Origin of the sequence: Myxococcus sp. AB056 (assembly GCF_006547365.1) — a bacterium.
Classification (GTDB): Bacteria; Myxococcota; Myxococcia; order Myxococcales; family Myxococcaceae; genus Myxococcus; species Myxococcus virescens.
Map to the genome: position 1 here is coordinate 26,299 of NZ_VHLB01000002.1, position 19,790 is coordinate 46,088.

Genomic DNA, 19,790 nt, shown 5'->3' on the forward strand with positions numbered 1-19,790 from the left:
GGGTCGGGGTTCTGTCACCTGCCACACTGCGTGCGGGCGGGCGTCCGGCGGAGCGCCCCATGCCCTGTGTCCCCAGGCTCACTTCATGGGTGGCTGGGCCAGCAGCGCGGCGCCAATGGCACCGGAAAGTTCTCCCAGTTCCGCGACGCGCACGGGCGGCTGGCGCTCGGGGACGAAGATGTGCGGGCGCATGGCCTCGTGGATGCGGCCGGCGAATTCAGGTCCCAGCCGCGTGCCCAGGCCTCCGCCCAGGACGACTGCCTCCACGTCCAGCAGGTTGATGGCGGAGGCGAGCCCCGCGCCCAGCATCCGCACCGCGCGGCCGATGAGCCACGTGGCCAGTGCGTCCTCCTGCGCCAGCGCCCGGGCCCAGATGCTGCTGGTCAACCGGGTGCGCCCCTTCTTCCGCATCAAGTCGAAGAGAATCGTCGTCTCGCCCTGGCGCACGGCCTTGTGCGCACGGCGCTCCATGGACGCGCGGCCCGCGTAGGCCTCCAGGCAGCCGCGCCGGCCACAACCACACCGGGCCCCGCCCGGCTTCACCACCATGTGGCCCACCTCGCCCGCCGCGCCCCGGCCTCGCCAGGGCACGCCGTCCAGCACCAGCCCACCGCCCACGCCCGTTCCCCACCAGACGCCCAGCAGGGAGCGATATGCGCGGCCCGCGCCCAGCCGGTACTCCGCCGCCACCGCCACCTGGACGTCGTTGCCCAGCACCACGGGCCGGCCCACCCGCGCGCCCAGGTCCCCCGCCACCGGGTAGGGCGTGCTCCAGCCCTGGCCCACGTTGCTGACATGTCCCAGCGTGCCCTCATTGGCGTTGACCGCGCCGGGCGCGCCCACGCCCACGCCCAGGAGCTGACGGGACGTCAGGCCCGCCGCGTGCGCCGCGCCCTCCAAGGCGTCGTGGATGGCGCGCACCACGTCGCCGGGCTCGCCGTCTGCGGGCGTGGGCTGGCGCATCTTCCCCAGGACGGTGCCGGCGCGGTCCACCACCACGGCCTCGATTTTCGTCCCGCCCAGGTCGACGCCGCCCCAGCACTCCAGGGTGTCGCGCTCCGCCGCCTTCCCTCGCGAGCCCACCGCGTTCGCCTCGCGCATGACACGCCTCCCCAACGAAGATGCGCAGTCCGCCACGGACCGGGTGAAGGCGGCGGGAAGGCAAGGGAGCGGCCGGCCCGCATGCCGCCCGGCCTGTCCGTGAGCAACGATTCCCCACCAACGCGTCCACGGCGCCTCGCGGGGCCCGCTAGAAAGGCGCTCCACACGGACGCGCGACAGGAAAGGAGCAAGGGATGGACCTCATCGGACAGCTCTCTCAGCAGCTCGGAGTGAATGGAACGCAGGCCCAGGGGCTGGCGGGCTCGCTGCTGAAGCTGGTGCAGGGCACGGTGCAGGAGAAGCTGGGCCCCGACGCCGCGAACCAGATGGGCCAGGCCATTCCAGAGATGGAGAGCTGGCAGCAGGCCCCCAGCACCACGTCCGCGCCCCAGACGGCGCCGGATGCAGGGGGCGGGCTGATGGGCGCGCTGGGCGGCCTCATGTCCGGCCAGGAGGGCGGCGCGGGCGGAATGCTGAGCGCGCTGGGTGGCGCCGCGGGGCAGGCTGGTGATGTGGCAGCCGTGGTGTCCCTGCTGGGCCGCTTCAACATCGACGCGAGCAAGGCGTCCCTGGTGGCGCCCCTGCTGCTGAACTTCCTCAAGTCGCGCCTGGACCCCGCGCTCGTGGGCCGCATCCTCTCCGTGGTGCCGCTGCTGGCCGGCGCGGGCGGTGGTGGCAACACGCCCGGCGGTGGCGGGCTTGGGGGGCTGCTGGGCGGGTTGATGGGCGGCGGACGCTGAAGCCCGCGCCGTCAGCGGCCCGTCACGCGCTGGCGCAAGGTGGTGGCCAGCGCCCACGGCGGGAAGCCCAGCACGTAGCGCCAGCGCGGCGCCTCCAGATGGAGCGGCAGGCCGCGCCGGTACAGGTCCAGCGCCAGGTCCACGCGGCGCTGGGACAACAACCAGTGCGTCACGTGGCGCAGGCTGTAGAGCAGCATCTCCAGTCGCTCACGCCTGCGGGCCGTGCCTCCCGGGTAGCGCCCCAGGCGCTCCTGCTCCAGGAGATACCGCGTGCCCCGGTAGCCGGACTCCAGTGACGTGGACGTGGAGCCCACGTGCTGCCGGTAGCCCACCACCACGGGCGCGCGCACCCAGGCGAAGCCCGGGTCCGTGCCCAGCCGGTACAGCAAGTCGTAGTCCTCGCCACTGATGCGCAGCGGGGTGAAGCCCCCCACGCGCCGCAGCGCCTCCGTGCGCACCGCCAGCACGCACGCGGTGCGCGGCGTCCGGTCCTCCGCGCTGGCCAGATAGTCCGCGAAGCGCAGCACCTGGAGCGGCTCGCGGCGCATGGTCGCCAGGGTTTCGGCCCGGGAGAACAGCGCCGCCGTGCCCAACACCAGCGACGTCCCTTCCGCCTCGAGCACCTGCCGATACGTGGCCAGCGTCCAGGGGAACCACACGTCGTCACTGTCCAGGAAGGCCACGTAGGTGCCCCGGGCCGCCTGGATGCCCAGGTTGCGCGCGGCGCCAGGACCCGCGTTGCGCTGGCTGAGCACGCGCACCCGTTCGCCATGGCGGGCCAGCGTCTCCAGCGTGTCGTCGGTGGAGCCGTCATCCACGACGAGCACCTCGAAGTCACGCTCCTCCTGCGCGAACACGGACGCGAGCGCCGCCTCCAGCAGCCGCGCCCGGTTGTACGTGGGGATGATGACGGAGAAGAACGGCATGTCACACGCGGGCGCGCAGGCCCATCTGGGAGATGCCCAGGAAGGTGGCCAGTTGCTTGCGGTACTCCGGCAGGCTCATGCGCCCGCGCAGCAGCGTCTGAGTCAACACCGCCGAGTTGTACGGCAACGTCCCCACCAGGATGGCCCGCATGGCCGTCTCGTGCAGCCGGCCGTGGTGCTTGCGGAAGTACGCCAGCCGCGTGCGCCACAGCTCGATGCGCACCTTGTCCGCCCCGGTGTCGGACGGACGGAATGAGCGGCTGGTCAGGTGCGTAATCACCGCCTCCGGGCAGAAGGCCACCTCCCAGCCCGCCTTCCAGGCCCGCACGCACCAGTCGGTGTCCTCGGTGTTGCCCAGCGGGGACATCTGCTCGTCGAGCAGGCCCACCTCCGCGAGCGCCTCCTCGCGCACCACGATGCAGGCACCCAGCACCCAGCTCACGCGGGCCTCGTCGTGGCCGTACTGCGCCGGGTCGATGGCCATCGCCTTGAGGAAGTGGAGGGGACGCGGCAGGAAGACGATGTCGAAGAGCTGCCCGGCCAGCGACATGGGCCGGAAGGTGCAGTTCTGGATGGTGCCGTCCGCGTTCAACAGCCGCGCGCCCGCCATGCCCACGCGCGGGTTGTCATCCATGAAGCGCACCAGCGCGTCGAAGGCGCCCTCGTGGACGATGGTGTCGTCATTGAAGATACAGAAGTGACGGCCCCGGGCCTGGCGCAGCACCTGGTTGTGGTTGGCGGAGAAGCCCTTGCGCTCCGTGTTGAAGAGCCAGCGCACCTGGGGAAAGTCGCGCCGCATGGCGTCCACGCCGCGACCGCCGGTGGCGTTGTCGACAATCCAGACCTCGAAGGAGCTCTCGCGCGTCGTCGCGTACAGCGTGCGCAGACAGTCGTGCAGCAACTCCGGATTGCTGTGATTGACGATGGAGATGACCAGGTCGGGCTTCTTCATCGGGACCTCCGCGTGTCTGCTCACGTCGACGCCGGACTCACCGGAGCTGGCCTCGCGGCCCTCCGTGCCCGGATGAATTCGAGAATCTGCCTCAGCTCGCCCAGGAGTGGCAGCGTCCCCGGCAGCCGTTCACGGGCCCACACCAGGATGGCGAACAGCCCCGCGCCCACCAGCGCCTGCGCCACCACACCCTCCTCCACCAGCCGCGGCGCCGCCAGACACGCCCCCAGCAGCACCAGCCCCAGGGTGATGAAGGGCTCCACCACCTGCCGCACCAGCCCTCGCATCGACGGGTTGAGCCGCTCCACCAGCCACGCCGTCACCCACACCTCGGCCAGTCCCACCACCACGCCCGCGGGGCCCATGCCCTCCAGGCCGAAGCGTTGGATGGCCCACGTCCCCAGCCCCCACTTCGCCGCACCCACGCCCACGACGACGGCCAGCCGCTCCCAGGGCCTGCCGCCTGCGTTCTGCGCCGTGGCCAGCAGCCCCACCAGGGTGGTGAGGATGCACTCCATGCTGAACCACTGCACCAGCACCACCGCGGGCAGCCACCGCGTGCCGAAGAAGAAGGGCACCGCCACGGGGACGGCCAGCACCGCCAGGGGAATGGCGAGCAGCAACACCGAGGACAGCCGGCGCAGCGACGTGCGCAGGTACTCGGCGAAGCCCTCCGGGTCATCCTGCAACCGGCAGTAGGCGGGGAAGGCCACGCGGTTGAGCACCACGCTCAGCATCATCGGCGTGGAGGCCAGCGCCCAGGCCCAATTGACCAGCCCCACCGCCTCCTTGCCCAACACGTGCCCCACCACCAGCGGCACCCAGCCCGCCACCATCGCCGCCACCAGGGGCGGAAGCTGGAACGCCAGCCCGAAGCCCAGGAGCCGCCGCAACACGTCCACGCGGAAGCGCCCCTGGGGACGCCAGGGGGACGCCCACCAGATGCACACCAGCCCCACCCCGCCGCGCACCAGTCCGCCCAGCGCCAGCGCCCAGGCCCCGAAGCCCAGCGCCGCCAGGGAGATGGTGGTGATGACCTGCACCACGTTTTCAATCAACTCGGCGCGGGCGATGACGGGGAAGGCGAGCTGGCGCTCCAGCGCCATCAACGGAATCACGCGCAGCGAGGACAGGAACAGGCCCAGCGCCAGCGCCCACACCATGGGCACCGCGCCGTCGCCCAGCGCATAGCCGCGGGTCAACTGGGGGGCCAGCAGACAGACGGAGGCCACCACGACGGCGGTGAGCGCCTGGTGGCACCAGAAGATGGTGAAGGTCTCATCCCGCGTGGGCTCGTGCGGCTGGCGGACCAGCGCCGCGCTCAGGCCCAGGTCCCCCAGGAACACGCCCAGGGAGGCCGCGTAGGACACGATTCCGAACAGGCCGTAGTCCGACGGGAAGAGCAGCCGGGACAGGAACAGCGCGCTCACCACCCGCAGCCCCTGGGACGCCACGGTCCGCGCCGCCAGGACGAACATGCCCTTCAGGGCACGCGCCTTGACTTCGACGGCGGTGGCTTCGGGCGCTGGGGTCGCGTTCATGGTGCCGAGCGGCCCGCTCCGGGTGTCCTGGGGAGGGCCAGCGCGCGGGAACGCGCGGGAACGGAAATGCTAGCGACAGCGCGCAGGGCCTACAAGCAACGTGCGTTCCCCGCACGGCGGGATGCCCCGCTCGCCTGCCTGGACACCGCGCCAGGGTTGCCCTTCCCGAAGCGCCGGGGCTACGGTCCGCCCACATGCGTCCCGGTGGAAACATCTTCCAGTTCCTGAAGCGCGAAGTCCTCGTGGGTGAGCACGAGGTGCTCCACCGCACGCTGAAGGAGGCGCTGGTCGGCATCTGTGACAGTGTGCTGGACATCGGCTGTGGCTCGCGCTCGCCACTCCACAGCTTCTCGAACCTGCTCCCACACACGGTGGGCGTGGATGGACACCCCACCAGCATCGAGCGCAGCCGGGCCGCGGGCATCCACCGCGAGTACCACTGCATGGACCTGATGGAAGCGGGCCAGCGCTTCGGTCCAAAGAGCTTCGACGCCGTCGTCGCGCTGGACGTCATCGAGCACTTCGACAAGCCAGACGGGTTCCGGCTGCTGGAGATGATGGAGTCGCTGGCGCGCAAGCGCGTCATCATCTTCACGCCCAATGGCTTCCTCCCCCAGGACGAGTGGGACAACAACGTCCACCAGGTGCACCGCTCCGGCTGGGAGGTCTACGACTTCGAGCTGCGCGGCTACCACGTCACCGGCATGAGCGGCTGGAAGCCCCTGCGCGGTGACTACGCCCTGCCGCGCATCCGGCCCTTCCGGCTGGGCAGCCGCCTGTCCATCCTCACCGAGCCCTTCGCCACGCGCTGGCCCCGTCACGCCTTCCAGCTCCTCGCCATCCGCGACATGGAAGTGTCCTGACGCCGCGCCATGCCTCCTTCGCGCACCGCTCCCGCCTGGCATGTCCTCACCGGCGAGTACCCGCCGCGGCCCGGCGGCGTCGGTGACTACACCCGGCAACTGAGCCGCGCGCTCGCCCGTGCCGGGCAGGAGGTCCACGTCTGGGCTCCCGGTGAAGGCGGTGTACGCGACGAGGACGGCGTCACCGTGCACCGTGCCCCCGACCTCCTGACGCCCAGGGGACTGCCGGGCCTGTCACGCGCTCTGGATGCGTGCCCGGGGCCCCGGCGCCTGCTGCTCCAGTACGTCCCCCATGCCCTGGGGTTGAGGGCGATGAACGTCCCCTTCTGCGCGTGGTTCGCCGCGCGGCGGCACGATGCGCGCTGGGTCTACATCCACGAGGCGGTGCATCCGTGGAGCCCGCGCGGCCCCTGGCGCCACCACATCCTGGCGGGCACCACGCGGCTGATGGTGCGTCTGGTGGCGAGCGCCGCCAACCGCGTGTTCGTCTCCATTCCCCAGTGGGCGGAGCACCTGCCCGCGCGCGTCCGGCCCCATGCGGCCTGGCTGCCGGTTCCCAGCAATCTGCCCGTCGATGTCTCCCGTGACGCGGTGGACGCGCTCCGCGCGGAATTGGGTGAGGGGCCCTGGCTGGGACACTTCGGCACCTTCGGACGTCTCACCGCTGAGCCCCTGGAGGCCGCGCTGGTGCCGTTGCTGCGCGGTGAGGGAACGCGCCGGGCGTTGATGCTGGGCAGAGGCAGCCGCGCCTTCGTCGAAGGCGTGGAGACGCGCCACCCCGAGCTGCGAGGCCGGCTCGTGGCCAGGGACTCGCTCGCGCTGGACGACATCGCTGTGCATCTGACGACGTGTGACGTGCTCCTGCAGCCCTATCCGGACGGCGTGAGCACCAGACGCACCACGGTCATGGCGGGCCTGGCCCTGGGGCTTCCTGTCGTCACGAACACCGGACACCTCACGGAACCGGTGTGGCGCGAACACGGCGCCGCCGCATTGGCCGAAGGCACGGCGCCCGCCGCGCTGGTGGAGCGCGCCGAGGCCTTGCTGTCGAGCGCGGACACGCGGCGGGAGCTGGGCCAGCACGCGGCCCGAATCTACCGCGAGCACTTCGCGCTGGAGCGCACGGTGGATGCGCTGCTGCGCGTCGGCCCGACATGACGCCCCGCCACGCGACACCCCAGACCGCGGCCCGGCTGGCGCTGCTGATGGACCCGCGCGAGGAGGGCTGGCCCAGCATGGACCTGGTGGGCGAGGCCCTCCTGGCGGGGCTTGCCGCGCATCCCTCCGAGGTCCACGCGACGGCCGTGCGGCCAGCCATGCCCGCGGTGCTGCGACGGATTCCCCGAGCAGGCGCGCGCAACGCGGCATTCAACGCGGACCGGCTCCTCACCCGCTTCGGCCTCTACCCGGGCCGCGCGCTGCTCGCCCGGAGGCGGCACGACGCCTTCCACGTGGTGGACCACACCTACGCGCAGCTCGTCCACGCGCTGCCCGCGTCGCGCACCGGTGTCTATTGCCATGACCTGGATGCGTTCCGCTCCGTGCTGGAGCCTCGGCGCGAGCCGCGTCCAGCGTGGTTCCGCGCCATGGCCCGTGCCCAGCTCGCGGGACTGGAGCGCGCGGCCATCGTGTTCCACAGCACCCAGGCGGTGCGCATGGAGCTGCTCGCGCATGGCGTGGTGCCGGAGTCGCGGCTCGTCTGGGCGCCGTATGGCGTGTCCCCCGAATACCGCCCGGAACCCACGCCCGGAACGCCCGATGCCAGCGAAGCCGTGCTCGCACCGCTGGGGGGCCGGCCCTACCTGCTCCACGTCGGCAGCGCGATTCCTCGCAAACGCCTGGACGTGCTCTTCGCCGTGTTCGCCGCGCTTCGCGCGCGCTACCCGGAGCTTCGGTTGGTGCAGCAGGGCGGCGCACTGAACGGCACACAGCGCGCGCAGGTGGAGGCGCTGGGCATTGGCGATGCGTTGCTTCAGCCTCCTCGGCAGGAACGGGCCACGCTGGCGGGCCTCTACCGGCACGCGACGGCCGTGCTGGTGACGAGCGAGGCGGAGGGCTTTGGACTCCCCGTCATCGAGGCGCTGGCCAGTGGTGCCCCCGTGGTGGCCAGCGACCTGCCCGTGCTTCGGGAGGTCGGAGCAGCAGCCTGCACCTACTGCCCCGTGGGGGACGTGCCGGCGTGGGTGGAGTCCGTGGCCGCGCTGCTCGCCGGCCATGACGCCCAGCCCTCGCGCGAGGCTCGGCTGACCCGCGCCTCGCGCTTCACCTGGGCCGCGCATGCGCGTACGGTGCTGGACGCCTACCTGCGGCTGCTCGGTGCCTCCACGGCGTGAGTTCGACAGGTTTCACCCCACCCGGAGCATTCCGCTCGCCCTTGGCGATACGGACATGCGCAGGGTCATCGCGCGAACACAGTGCGCGGCGGCGTTGCCAGGGCCTCAAGCCCCAGCAACGTGCCTTGACCCGAGGAGAGGTGTTTGCTTCGGTCCACCCGCCGTGCGCCTCCTCTTCCTCAATCCCGTGGGCATCCTTGGTGGAGCCGAGCGCGCGCTCCTCGATTTGATGGCGTGCCTGAAGCAGCAGGACTCAACGCTGTCGCTCCACCTGCTGGCCGGAACCGCGGGGCCGCTGCTCGACGAAGCGCGCGCGTTGGGCGTGGATGCGCGGCTGCTGCCGTTGCCAGAGCACCTGTCCACGCTGGGCGACTCCGCATTGAGAGGCCACGGCCCGCTGGAAGCGCTGCGCTTCGCCCGTCGGCTGGCGCCCACACCCGGACTGCTGGTGGACCATGGACGCGCGCTCCGCCGGGACGTCGCCGACATCAGCCCCGACCTGGTGCATTCCAACGGCATCAAGACGCACCTGCTCAGCGCCGCCACCGCGGGACTGCCCTTGAAGCGGGTGTGGCACATCCACGATTTCCTGGGCGAACGGCCCCTGGTCCGCCGCGCGCTGAGGCTGCTGTCGCCCCTCGCATCGGCGGCCATCGCCAACTCGCGGGCGGTGGGCGACGACACGCGCGAGGTGCTGTTCCGAGTGCCCGTGCACGTCGTCTACAACGGCGTGGACACCACGCACTTCTCCCCCGGCCCCGCGGACGGCGCGCAACTGGACCGGCTGGCCGGCCTCCCCGAAGCCCCCGAGGGCACGCTCCGCGTGGGACTGGTGGCCACCTATGCCCGATGGAAAGGCCAGGACGTCTTCCTCGAAGCCGCGGCGACGCTGACGCGCCTGTACCCCGCCCTGCCCGTGCGTTTCTACCTGGTGGGCGCGCCGCTGTATCAGACGCCCGGCTCGCAGTTCTCCGAGGATGAACTGCGCCGCCTCACCGCCTCACGCGGCCTGGCGGAGCGCGTGGGCCTGGTGCCCTTCCAGTCCCATCCAGCCTCCGTGTACCGGGCCCTGGACGTCTTCGTTCACGCCAGCACCCGCCGGGAGCCCTTCGGCCTCACCATCGCGGAGGCGCTCGCCTGCGGGCGGCCCGCCATCGTCTCCAGCGCGAGCGGCGCGGCGGAGGCACTCACGAATGGCACGAACGCGCTGCTGATACCTCCGGGCAATGTGCACGCGTTGGTCCAGGCGATGCGAACGCTGTTGGAGGATGCAGCCCTGCGAGCCCGGCTGGGCACGGCCGCGCGACTCACCGCGGCGGCGAGCTTCTCGCGCGAACGCTACGCGAGCGAGGTGCTCACCCTCTACCGCACGCTCGTGCGGAGCAGTCCCTCATTTGAAAGCCGTGGAGCCCCCATCCCTTGAAGCAGTCACGCCGGCTCATCACCCTCTCCCACTCCTACGTCGTCGGCCTCAACCGGCGCCTCGCCAACGAGATGGTGCGCGTGGGCGCGGGTGCATGGGATGTCACCACGGTGGCACCCCGCTTCTTCCACGGCGACCTGAGCCCGCTCGCCCTGCAGCTCGAAGCGGACGAGCCCGCCAGGACGGAAGGCGTGCGCGCCTTCTTCAGCCGCTCGCTCCACACCTTCCTCTACGGTCCGGAGGTGCGTGCCCACCTCGCGCGCGGCGCGGACCTGGTGCATGTGTGGGAAGAGCCCTATGTGCTGGCCGGCCTGGAGCTGGCATTGCTCACGCCGCGTCGCATCCCGCTCGTCTTCAGCACCGCGCAGAACCTGTCCAAGCGTTACCCGCCGCCCTTCGCCCAGGCGGAGCGCTTCGTCGTCCAGCGCGCTTCCGGCTGGGTGGCCTGGGGTGAAACCGTGAGGGACAACCTCCTCACCCGTCCCGGCTATGCGGAGCGTCCCGCGCGCGCCATTCCCATGGGCGTGGACGCGGACCTGTTCCAACCCAATCGCGCCGCGGGCGAGTCCTTGCGGCGCGAGCTCGGGTGGGAGACATCCGGCCCACCCGTGGTGGGGTTTCTCGGTCGCTTCGTCCCGGAGAAGGGCGTGCCCCTGCTGATGGCCGCGCTCGACGCGCTCGACACCCCGTGGCGCGCGCTCTTCGTGGGCGGGGGCCCGATGGAAGGTGCGTTGCGTGACTGGGCGGCCCGGCACCCCCACTCGGTGCGAGTCCTCACCGGCGTGCCCCACTCAGGCGTGCCACGCGCGCTCAACGCCATGGACATGCTGTGCGCCCCCAGTCAGACGACGCGCCAATGGCGGGAGCAGTTCGGCCGCATGTTGGCGGAGGGCTTCGCGTGTGGCGTGCCCGTGCTCGGCAGTGACTCGGGCGAAGTCCCGCGCACCATGGACGACGCGGGCATCGTGCTGCCGGAGGCGTCTGTGTCCGCCTGGACGCAGGCGATCGCCAACCTGTTGGAGAGTCCCCAGCGCAGAGAAGAACTGGCCACACGGGGCCGAGAGCGCGCCGTCACCCGCTTCTCGTGGCCGGTGGTGGCGAAGGCACACCTGGACTTCTTCACCGAGGTCCTGGAGCGGCGCGGCTGACGAAGCAGGCGCCTCAGCCCTCGCGCTCCACCGTGTCCACGATGGCCTCGGCCATGGTGTCCCATGTCTGCGCCCGGAGCGTCTCCGACAGCGCGGCCACATGAGGCGCCCAGGCCGCGGCGTGCTCGCGCCAATCCTCCAGGCGCCGCACCAACGCGTCCACGTCCTCCGGCGCGTCCAGCAGCAGGCCCGACAGCGCCGCCGGGTAGCGCTCCGCCACGCCCGCCGAGCGGCTCACCAACGCAGGCAGCCCGGCACACAGCGCCTCGTGGACGTTCAGCCCATACGCGTCATACCGCGTGGGCGACACCAGCACGTCCGCCGCCGACAGCAAGCGCGCCACGTCATCACGGAAGCCGAGGAACTGGATGCGCTCCCCCAGTCCTCTGTCCGCGGCTTCGCGCTCCCACGCATCCCGCTGCGCGCCCGAGCCCACGACCTTGAGGTCCACGCCCCAATCCGCACGTGCGCACAGCCGCAGCCACGCCTGGAAGAGGGTGTCGAAGCCCTTGCGGCGGTCGCCCAACGCGCCCACGAAGAGCGCCACGGGCCGGGACTCCGGCCACCCCAGGGACGCGCGGACCTCACGGCGCGCCTCGGCTGTTACCGGGCGAAAGCGCTCCGCATCCCCACCGAGATAGATGACGCGCACCCGGGACGCAGGAACGCCCGTGGCAGCCACCACGTCATCCCGCGTGCGCTCCGAGTTGGCGATGATGACGCGCGCGCGCCGCAGGGCCTGCCGCTCCGAACGTACGTAGTACCGGTGGCTCACGTGGCCCTTGAGCTGGCGCAGCACGCCGCCGCTGGGCTCGGAGGCATAGGCGCCGTGGACGTAGTGGACCCAGTTGGCGGACGCCACCGGACAGTTGCCACCATTGGCCACCACGCGGCCTCCCTCGGCGCGAGTACGCAGCGCCCAGACCCGGCCCACCGTGCTCAGCAGCGGTTCGCCGAGCAGATACGCATTGCCGGGCTTGGGCACTCGCACGAAGCGCACCTTGGGATGGCGAAGGAGGACCTCCGCCACGCGGTGTGCCACCAACCGGACGGGGTGCCCCTGCTTCGCCAGCCAGAGCGCCAGCGCCAGGTTGGCCCGGTCCATGCCTCCGGTGTCCACGAAGTCACCGGCGATGAGGGTGTACGGTCTTCGCATGGGCCAGGGCGCCGAAGAGCGCCGCGTTGAGCAACCAGAACTCCATGCCCGTCTGGCTCATGAAGAACGGATAGCTGAAGGTGAGCGCGAAGGCGCCCAGGTTGTACGCGAAGAGGACGCTGCCCCACAGCCAGAACTCGTCCTGCGGACCGTCCCGTCTGCGAGCGACCCGGAAGGCCCACAGCAGCGACATCAGCACGCCCAGCGGGTAGAACAGCACGCCCAGGATGCCGCCGTCGTAGACCCAGGCGGTCCACTGGATTTCCGCCCACAACGGCGGGCGCTCGCGGTCGCTGTTGTCGCCGAAGTAGGCATTCGTCATGCCGTAGCGGCCCAGTCCCGCGCCCAGCGGATACTCAGGCAGCACGTCCGCGAAGGTCCCCGTCAGGAAGTAGCCGCGGTTGCGGTGGTACACCTCGTCGGGGCTGGCCGCGAAGAGCGAGGCCCAGCGATTCATCACCGCGTCGCCGCCCACCGCCACGGCCCAACCGAAGGTGGCCACGCCCGCGGTGCCCACCACCGCCAGCAGGGCCAGGAACCGTCCCACGCGGCCACTCACCAGGAGCACCGCCGCCAGGGCCACCAGACACACCACCAGCATGACGGCGGTGGCGCGCACCTGCGACAGGTAGATGCCGAAGAGCCCCACCAGGATGCCGCCCACGCTCAACACGCGCGTCAGCCCGCGACGGGATGACAGCAGGAAGCCGCCGCCCAGCAGCACCGCGTAGAAGCCGCCAGTGGACGCGCCGCCCGGAATGTCCGTCAGGCCCATGGGACGGAACACGCGCACGCCGTCCGAGGTCTCGAACTTGAGGCTGCTCACATAACCTTCGCCCTGGCCCTGCACCGCGGCTGACAGCGCGGGCTGGAAGCGTCCGGGGAAGTAGACCTGCAGCACGCCCACGCCCGCGCTGGCCGCGTTGAAGAAGAAGAGCAGCGCGAGCGTGCGACGGAACGTCTTCGGGTCGATGGCCAGCCGGGTCACCCACAGCAGTGGCGCGGCGATGGCGAGCTGGATGCCCAACTGCGCCAGCGCCGCCAGCGGGGCACCGGTGCCAGGATTGAAGAGCTGGAGCGCGGTGATGCCCAGCGCGGCCAGGATGAAGGGAAGCGCCGGGTGCTTCAGACTCCGTCCCCGCACCAGCGCCAGCAGCACCAGGCTGACGCCGAAGGCCAGCACGCGCACGGCCACGCGGAGCGGCGCGATGGCTTCCACCAGCAGCGCGAGCTGGCAGCAGATGAGCAGACCGACGAAGAGCGGCACCAATCGACTCGACGCCAGCAGGCCGCCGCCCATGCGCGCACCTCGAGCGACGGGAGCGGTGGGCGAGCCACCCTCCGGAACCGCCTCCAGCGCGGCCCCCGGTGCGCGGCGCACGTACCGGCGCTTCAGCACGCCGGGGCCCTGAAGCTGGGGCGCCCTCACACCGGCACCGCCTGCTCGGACAGCGCGCGCAGCGCCTCCTCCATGCCACGAAGGAAGCCTCCCGCATCGCTCAGCGCCGCGGCACGCGCGGGCCCCGCCGCGCCCAGCCGGACACGCGCCTGGGGGTCCTCGATGAGCCGTCCCAGGGCCAGGGCCAGTGACTCCGGCTCCGGGCGGACGAACACCCCGCAGGAGGCATCCACGATTTCCAGCGCGCCCCCCATCGGCGTGGTCACCACGGGCAGGCCCGCCTGGAGCGCCTCCACGAAGACCAGACCGAACGCCTCCGGCCTCGAGTTGGGCTGACAGTGGATGTCCGCGGCGCGCAGCAGTCGCGGCACGTCCGAGCGCTGCCCCAGGAGTCGCAACCGCCCCTCAATCCCCAGGTGCTTCGCCTGCGCCCGCAGCCCCTCCAGATAGGCTTCCTCGTCGGGACGCTGAGCGCCGCCAGCGAACCAGACGCACCAGCCCGGCACCGCTCGCAGCCGGCCCAGCGCCTCCAGCAACAAGCGCTGGCCCTTCCCCTCCTGCATCCGGCTGGCGTGGAAGATGACGGCGTCCCCTTCGGAGGCCCCCAGCTCCGTGCGCACGCGCGCGCGCTCGGACGCCCCCAGCGCCGGCGGTGGCATGGGCAGCGGACAGTGCGTCACACGCCAAGGCACCTGGGGATAGACGGACACCAGCGTGCCCGCGGCGAAGCGGCTGTTGGTCAGCACCAGGTCGGGCGGCGTGACACGCGCCCACCGCTCCAGCCAATGCTGGCCCGTCAGTGCGTCATGCTGGAAGAAGGCCAGGGGAACGCCAGCGGTGCGCACCACGGGCCCGAACAGGGCCTGAGGCCAGATGGCGTGGCAGATGACGACGTCGTAGCGCCCGCCGCGCAGCAGCTCGCGCAGGACGCTCCGCGCGCGCCACACGGACCAGGGACGGCCTGTCTTCGCGGGCCCCAGCACATGCACCTCCACGCCCGCGTCGCGCAGCTCCCGAGCCAGCCGGCCCTCGAAGCAGAGCGCGAAGGCATGTGACAGCGACGGGCGAAGGTTCCGCTCGCGCGCCATCGTGTGCAGCAGCGTCTCGATGCCACCGTAGAGGTTGCCGCTGGAGATGTGCAGCACGCGCAGGGGATGGCTCATACGCTCCCCGTCAAGCGCAGCAGCGCCACGTCGGGCGCCATCACCGGCGCGGGCCGGCCCAGCGCCTCCGAGTACAGGGACAGGCTGCGCCAGGCCATGACGTCATGCCGGAACTCCGCCACGGCCCGCTCCCGGGCCTCGCGCCCCAGCCGCTGCGCCAACCCGGGCTCCTCCAGGAGTCGCCGCGCCGCCGCCGCCAGGGCCTCCGCGTCGCCGACCGGCACCGTCAGCCCCGTCTGCTCATGCAGACTCACCCACGCGACGCCCGAGTGCGGAATCGCCGTGTTCAGCACGGGCAGACCGCTGGCCATGGCCTCCACCTGCGACAACCCATACGCCTCGCTGCGGGCATTGCCACAGAACCAGAGCGCGGTGGCCGCGTGCAGCGCGCCGACCAGCGAATCCGGAGGCAGATAGCCCGCCCACGTCACCCGGTCCGCGACGCCCAGAACGCGCGCCCGGCGTCGAGCCTCCGCCTCCAGCGGCCCCTGCCCCACCACCACCAGCCGCCCCGGCACCCGGCGCAGGGCCTCCAGCGCGGTGAACAGGCCCTTGTAATAGACGAGCCGCCCCACCATGAGCCACAGCGGCGCGCCCGCGGCCTGTGCCCGCCAGTGGGCCTCCGCCTCCCGCGCGGCGGCGCAGGGATGGAGGTACGGCGCCAGGTCGAGCCCCAGCGGCAACGCCCGCACCTTCCCGCGAAAGGCGCGCAGCAGCGGTGAGCCCGAGACATAGGCCTCGCTGGTGGCCAGCACCCGCCGGGCCCGCGCGTAGAGCAGCGCCTCGAAGGGCTTGAAGAGCGCGCCCGCCACCCTCTGCCGGATGACGTCACTGTGGTGGGTGATGAAGACAGGAGGCAGCCGGCGCACCACGTCCAGGGCCAGCACCCAGGTCGGGTTGGGCGTGTGCAGGTGCACGATGTCCACGCCCCGCGACAACGCGCGTCCCAGCATGCGCGGCAGGTCCGGCATCGCGTCCATGCGCGCGACGGAGGCCAGCCGGCCCAGGCGCGTCACGCGCACCGGTCCGTCCCACGTCTCACACGTGGGGCTTCGGCCCTGGAACTCGTGGCTGGTGCCCGCGCCGTCCGCGGCATGGTTGGCGCACAGCACCTCCACCTGCGCGCCGAGCGCCGCCTGGGCGCGCGCCAGCGTCTGCACGTGGGCCTCCATGCCGCCCGACGCGGGAGGATAGAACTTGCCCAGGTGCAGCACCCGCAAGCCCGCGCCCGCTGATGGCGCTTTCACGACTGCGCCACCCCATCCTTGGAGTCTTCCGCGTACTGCCCGTAGCCCTGGTAGCCCAGATACGAGTCACCGTAGCGCGGCGCCGACAGGTCCACGTCGTTGAGGATGGCGCCGTACATGCGCGCCTGCACGTCCGCCAGCGAGCGCAGCGCACGCCGCGCCGACTCGCGGTTCGTCTTGGCCGCCTTCAGCACCAGCACCACGCCGTCGCACTTCGTAGCCAGCACCGCCGCGTCCGCCACCGCGTTGATGGGCGGGCTGTCCAGGATGACGCGGTCGAAGCGCTCGGAGGCGGCCTTCAGCAGGTCCGTGAAGGCCTGGGTGTGCAGCAGCTCCGCCGGATTGGGCGGCAGCGGCCCGCACGGCAGCACGAAGAGGCCGGGCACCTCGGTGCTCTTCACCGCCGCGTCCAGCGTGCCCTCACCCACCACCAGCGAGGAGATGCCCAGCTCGTTGGGCACTCCGAAGGCGCGGTGCAGACGCGGCCGGCGCATGTCCGTGTCCAGCAGCAGCACCCGGTTACCGCTCTGGGCCATGGCCACGCCCAGGTTGATGCAGGTGGTGGACTTGCCTTCCTGCGGCCCGCTGGACGTCACCACCAGCGTCTTGAACGGGTTGTCCGGCGACATGAACAGCAGGTTGGTGCGGATGGCGCGGCAGCACTCCGCCGCTGTCGACTTGGGTTCGCGGTGGACGTGCAGGTCCCGCTCGCGCGGCGCCTTGCTGCCGTCCAGCCGCGGCATCACGCCCAGGAAGGCCAGCCCCAGCCGCTCCTCCACGTCCGCCTGCGTGGCCACGCTGTTCTCCAGGAGCTCCAGCAGCAACACCACGCCCAGGCCCGCCAGCAATCCCATCACCAGCCCCACCGCCAGGTTGCGGCGCACGTGGGGCTTCACCGGCACCAGGATGGGCCGCGCCGGGTCCAGCACGCGCACGTTGCTGGTGCGCAGCATGCCTGACAGCTCGATGTCCTTCAGGCGCCGAGCCACCAGCTCATAGAGGCGCTGGTTGTTGTCCGAGTCGCGCTTGAGCCGGTCGAACTCGATGGCCTTCTTGTTCACCAGGAAGGCCTCCGACTTCTCCGCGTCCAGCAGGCGCACCAGGTTCTTCTCCTGCGCCACCGACTCCGCCAGCGACGTCTCCGCGCTGCGCACCACGTTGCTCAGGCTCTTGAGGAAGTCCTCGCGCACGACCGACAGCTTGCGGTTGCACTCCAGGAGCTTCGGGTGCTCGGCCAGGTAGCGCTCGCCCAACTCCGCGCACGTCATGCGCAGCTCGGTGTAGCTGCGCCGCAGGTCCTGGATGGGTCCGTCCGAGGTGCCCGACAGCGCCTCCGCCCACGTCTCATCCTCCGGAGATGCCTTGCGCAGCCGGTGGATGGCCTCCACCCGCGCCTGCTGAGCGGCAATCTGGATGCGCACCTCGGTCAGCTTCAGGTTGAAGCTGTTGATGCGCTCACTGACGATGCTCATCCTCGACTCGAGCGACGTGGACAGCATGTCCGCGTCCTTCTTGAAGTCGTAGACGGCCAGCTCGCTCGTCTTGGACTGCGACTCCAGCTCGGCCAGACGAATCTCCAACCAGTCGCGCGCGTCCTCCGTCGTCCGGAGCTTGAGGGCCAGGTTCTCCGCCATGTACGCGGCGGCCACCTCGTTGGCCAGCAGCGCGGCGCGCCTGGCGTCGAAGTCATCCACCGCGATGTTCATCACCCGCGAGTCCCTCGCGGGAATCACCCGGATGCGCGACTGGACCAGCGCCACCGCGTCCGCGCCCTGCATCGCCTGCAGGCGCGCCTTCTCGTCGGTGATGTGCGCCATGCCCAGGAAGTCCGCGTCCGTGGACAGGCCCAGCTTGTCCACCACCCGGCCCGCCACCGCGCGCGAGGTGATGATTTGACTCTGGGTGGCGTAGTACTCCTTGTTGAACCAGTAGTTGCTGCGCTCCTCGCCCATCACCTCCTTCACTTCCCCATCCAGGAAGCGGGGCGCCATCACGTCGATGATGAGCGAGGCGCTGGCCGAGTACACCTTGGGCTGGCGCAACGTGTGGGCGGCCGTGAGCGCCGCCACCACCACCGCCACGCCAAGGACGACCCACTTGCGGCGCCACACCGCGCGCACATACTGCATGAGGCCCGCGGGCGTCAGGCCACCGGCGCCGCCGGCGGGGTCGAAACCGGTTCCATCCACGTCACGTCTCCCTGCTGTCTCCAGAGCGACTCCACGGCCTGGCGGCACTCCGCCGACCTACACCCACACGCTTGGGGACCGCGACGAGCGTGCCGTGTCCCCGCGGGGTTGTCCATCGTTCCGCAGTCGCCTGGATGCCCTCCATCCACGCTTCTTCGCGGGCACTGACGCGCATGGCCGAGCCGGCTGTGCTAGTCAGCCCGGCGTGACGCCACCGCTTTCCTTCGTCCTCCCCTTCTCGCCCGACACCGCGGCTGCCGCTTCCCGCTTCGCCCAAGCGTTGCCTCCTGGCGCGGAGGTCGTCCTCGCTGGAGAGGGCTCCGTCGACGCCGCCTCCTCGCCCAACGTGCACGTCCTCACGGTGCCGGGTGGCAAGGGCGCGGCCATCCGCGCCGCGCTGGAAAAGGTGTCGGGCGCGGTGACGGTGCTGCAGGATCCAGACACCTCGTATTCGCAGGACGTCTATGACGCGCTGGTGCGCCCCATCCAGGCGGACACCGCGGACGCCGTCTTCGGCCTGCGCACGGCGCAGGGGCTGGCGCCGGAGCTGCTGGCGGACCGGGCCCTGGGCCACGTCACCCGCTTCGTCACCGACGTGCCGCTGACGGACCCGCTCACCGGTCTGCGCGCCTTCCGCACCGAGGCGCTGCGCTCCGTCACGCTCACCAGCGACGACGACGCGGTGGACGCGGAGCTGGTGGTGAAGCTGGCCGCGCAGCTGTTCCGCCTCACCGAGGTGACGCTGCCACCTGGCGCGGTGCCTCGCCGGACGCCCGCGGCGCACCTGTCCCGGCTCAAGACGCTGGTCCGCTACGCCACGGTGCGCGACGACGCGGACAACCAGCACGAGGGCTACACCACGCTGGAGCGCATGGACGGCGCCGTCCACTACAACCAGTGGCTGGGCCGCCGCTTCCGCGAGCACCTGGGCCGCCGGGTGCTGGAGATTGGCGCCGGCATCGGCACGATTACCCGCGAGCTGGAGTCGGGCCTGGAGCTGCTCATCGCGCTGGAGGTGGACCGCTTCTACGTGGACCGCCTGAAGAACCTCTTCCGCGGCAAGCCGCACATCCGGCCGTACCTGTCCGACGTGGCCCTGGCGGACTGGGAGTCGCTCAAGACGGAGCGGCTGGACACCATCGTCCTCTCCAACGTGCTGGAGCACATCCCGGATGACGCGTCCGCCGTCCGGCGCTTCAAGCAGATTCTGGCGCCCGGAGGCCGGGTGGTCATCCTGGTGCCCGCGCTCCAGCAGCTCTTCGGCGCCATCGACGAGGCCGTGGGCCACTACCGCCGCTACACGCCCTCTACGCTGCGCGCGGTGCTGGAGGAGAACGGCTTCCAGGTGGAGACCCTGGAGTGGATGAACCTGGCCGGCCTGCCGGGATGGTTCGTCAACAGCCGCCTGCTGCGCCGCCGCTCGGTGCCCAAGCTCCAGCTCAAGCTCTACGACACGCTGGCGCCCCTGATTGCGCGGGCGGAATCGCACGTGAAGCTGCCGGTGGGCATGAGCCTCTTCGCCGTGGCCCGCGCCACCGGGGGCGACGCGTGAGGCACCGCCGCCACGCGTGACACCCCGGCTGTCCATTGAATCGCAGCCGCCTTCCGA

At 71.3% G+C, this 19,790-nt stretch carries 16 protein-coding genes; 7 read left to right on the forward strand and 9 right to left on the reverse strand.

Features of this window, described 5'->3' with window-relative positions:
* Positions 1-78 precede the first annotated feature (78 nt).
* Positions 79-1,101 (reverse strand): ROK family protein, encoded by a 1,023-nt coding sequence (locus tag FMP39_RS01305; protein WP_141588214.1) that lies wholly within the window; start codon positions 1,099-1,101, stop codon positions 79-81.
* Positions 1,102-1,295: 194 nt separating this feature from the next.
* Here FMP39_RS01305 and FMP39_RS01310 point away from each other — a divergent pair, with 194 nt between their 5' ends.
* On the forward strand, positions 1,296-1,841 hold the full coding sequence (locus FMP39_RS01310) for a DUF2780 domain-containing protein (RefSeq protein ID WP_141588215.1): 546 nt from the start codon (positions 1,296-1,298) through the stop codon (positions 1,839-1,841).
* An 11-nt stretch (positions 1,842-1,852) separates the two neighbouring features.
* Here FMP39_RS01310 and FMP39_RS01315 read toward each other — a convergent pair whose 3' ends face one another.
* Genes FMP39_RS01315 through FMP39_RS01325 form a run of 3 tightly spaced genes read right to left on the reverse strand, consistent with a single transcriptional unit; the run spans position 1,853 to position 5,260 of the window.
* Positions 1,853-2,767, reverse strand: a complete 915-nt coding sequence (locus FMP39_RS01315) for a glycosyltransferase family A protein (RefSeq protein ID WP_141588216.1) — start codon at positions 2,765-2,767, stop codon at positions 1,853-1,855.
* Between the two features lies 1 nt (position 2,768).
* Positions 2,769-3,719 carry a glycosyltransferase family 2 protein gene (locus FMP39_RS01320; protein WP_141588217.1) on the reverse strand — a complete coding sequence of 317 codons (951 nt, stop codon included), beginning with the start codon at positions 3,717-3,719 and terminating at the stop codon, positions 2,769-2,771.
* A 20-nt stretch (positions 3,720-3,739) separates the two neighbouring features.
* Positions 3,740-5,260 carry an oligosaccharide flippase family protein gene (locus FMP39_RS01325; protein WP_141588218.1) on the reverse strand — a complete coding sequence of 507 codons (1,521 nt, stop codon included), beginning with the start codon at positions 5,258-5,260 and terminating at the stop codon, positions 3,740-3,742.
* Between the two features lie 194 nt (positions 5,261-5,454).
* Here FMP39_RS01325 and FMP39_RS01330 point away from each other — a divergent pair, with 194 nt between their 5' ends.
* The 5 genes from FMP39_RS01330 (at position 5,455) to FMP39_RS01350 (ending at position 11,027) form a co-directional block, all read left to right on the forward strand.
* Complete coding sequence (locus FMP39_RS01330; protein ID WP_090485111.1) at positions 5,455-6,123, forward strand: bifunctional 2-polyprenyl-6-hydroxyphenol methylase/3-demethylubiquinol 3-O-methyltransferase UbiG; 669 nt, start codon at positions 5,455-5,457, stop codon at positions 6,121-6,123.
* A 9-nt stretch (positions 6,124-6,132) separates the two neighbouring features.
* A complete protein-coding gene (locus tag FMP39_RS01335) occupies positions 6,133-7,281 on the forward strand; it encodes a glycosyltransferase family 4 protein (RefSeq protein WP_141588219.1) in 1,149 nt (382 codons plus the stop codon).
* Positions 7,278-8,456, forward strand: coding sequence for a glycosyltransferase (locus FMP39_RS01340; RefSeq protein ID WP_141588220.1), 1,179 nt, complete (start codon positions 7,278-7,280; stop codon positions 8,454-8,456). The genes FMP39_RS01335 and FMP39_RS01340 overlap by 4 nt, the downstream gene beginning before the upstream one ends.
* 163 nt (positions 8,457-8,619) lie before the next feature.
* Positions 8,620-9,879: a glycosyltransferase family 4 protein gene (locus FMP39_RS01345; protein ID WP_141588221.1), complete on the forward strand. Its 1,260-nt coding sequence runs from the start codon at positions 8,620-8,622 to the stop codon at positions 9,877-9,879.
* Positions 9,876-11,027 (forward strand): glycosyltransferase family 4 protein, encoded by a 1,152-nt coding sequence (locus FMP39_RS01350; protein ID WP_141588222.1) that lies wholly within the window; start codon positions 9,876-9,878, stop codon positions 11,025-11,027. The genes FMP39_RS01345 and FMP39_RS01350 overlap by 4 nt, the downstream gene beginning before the upstream one ends.
* A gap of 13 nt (positions 11,028-11,040) precedes the next feature.
* On the opposite strand, the gene FMP39_RS01355 is transcribed toward FMP39_RS01350, so the two are convergent.
* From FMP39_RS01355 to FMP39_RS01375, 5 genes are read right to left on the reverse strand one after another with little or no spacing between them, the layout of a single operon-like run.
* Entirely contained in the window at positions 11,041-12,183 is a 1,143-nt protein-coding gene (locus FMP39_RS01355) for a glycosyltransferase family 4 protein (protein WP_141588223.1), read from the reverse strand.
* Positions 12,152-13,612, reverse strand: coding sequence for a hypothetical protein (locus FMP39_RS01360; RefSeq protein ID WP_141588224.1), 1,461 nt, complete (start codon positions 13,610-13,612; stop codon positions 12,152-12,154). The genes FMP39_RS01355 and FMP39_RS01360 overlap by 32 nt, the downstream gene beginning before the upstream one ends.
* The gene (locus tag FMP39_RS01365) at positions 13,609-14,745 is read right to left on the reverse strand and encodes a glycosyltransferase family 4 protein (RefSeq protein ID WP_141588225.1); all 1,137 of its coding nucleotides are present in this window, start codon (positions 14,743-14,745) and stop codon (positions 13,609-13,611) included. Before FMP39_RS01365 ends, FMP39_RS01360 begins: the two co-directional genes overlap by 4 nt.
* The gene (locus FMP39_RS01370) at positions 14,742-15,992 is read right to left on the reverse strand and encodes a glycosyltransferase (RefSeq protein WP_141588226.1); all 1,251 of its coding nucleotides are present in this window, start codon (positions 15,990-15,992) and stop codon (positions 14,742-14,744) included. Before FMP39_RS01370 ends, FMP39_RS01365 begins: the two co-directional genes overlap by 4 nt.
* On the reverse strand, positions 15,989-18,181 hold the full coding sequence (locus tag FMP39_RS01375; RefSeq protein WP_141588227.1) for a polysaccharide biosynthesis tyrosine autokinase: 2,193 nt from the start codon (positions 18,179-18,181) through the stop codon (positions 15,989-15,991). The genes FMP39_RS01370 and FMP39_RS01375 overlap by 4 nt, the downstream gene beginning before the upstream one ends.
* A gap of 205 nt (positions 18,182-18,386) precedes the next feature.
* Here FMP39_RS01375 and FMP39_RS01380 point away from each other — a divergent pair, with 205 nt between their 5' ends.
* Positions 18,387-19,733, forward strand: a complete 1,347-nt coding sequence (locus FMP39_RS01380) for a bifunctional glycosyltransferase/class I SAM-dependent methyltransferase (RefSeq protein ID WP_141588228.1) — start codon at positions 18,387-18,389, stop codon at positions 19,731-19,733.
* The last annotated feature ends 57 nt before the right edge of the window (positions 19,734-19,790 follow it).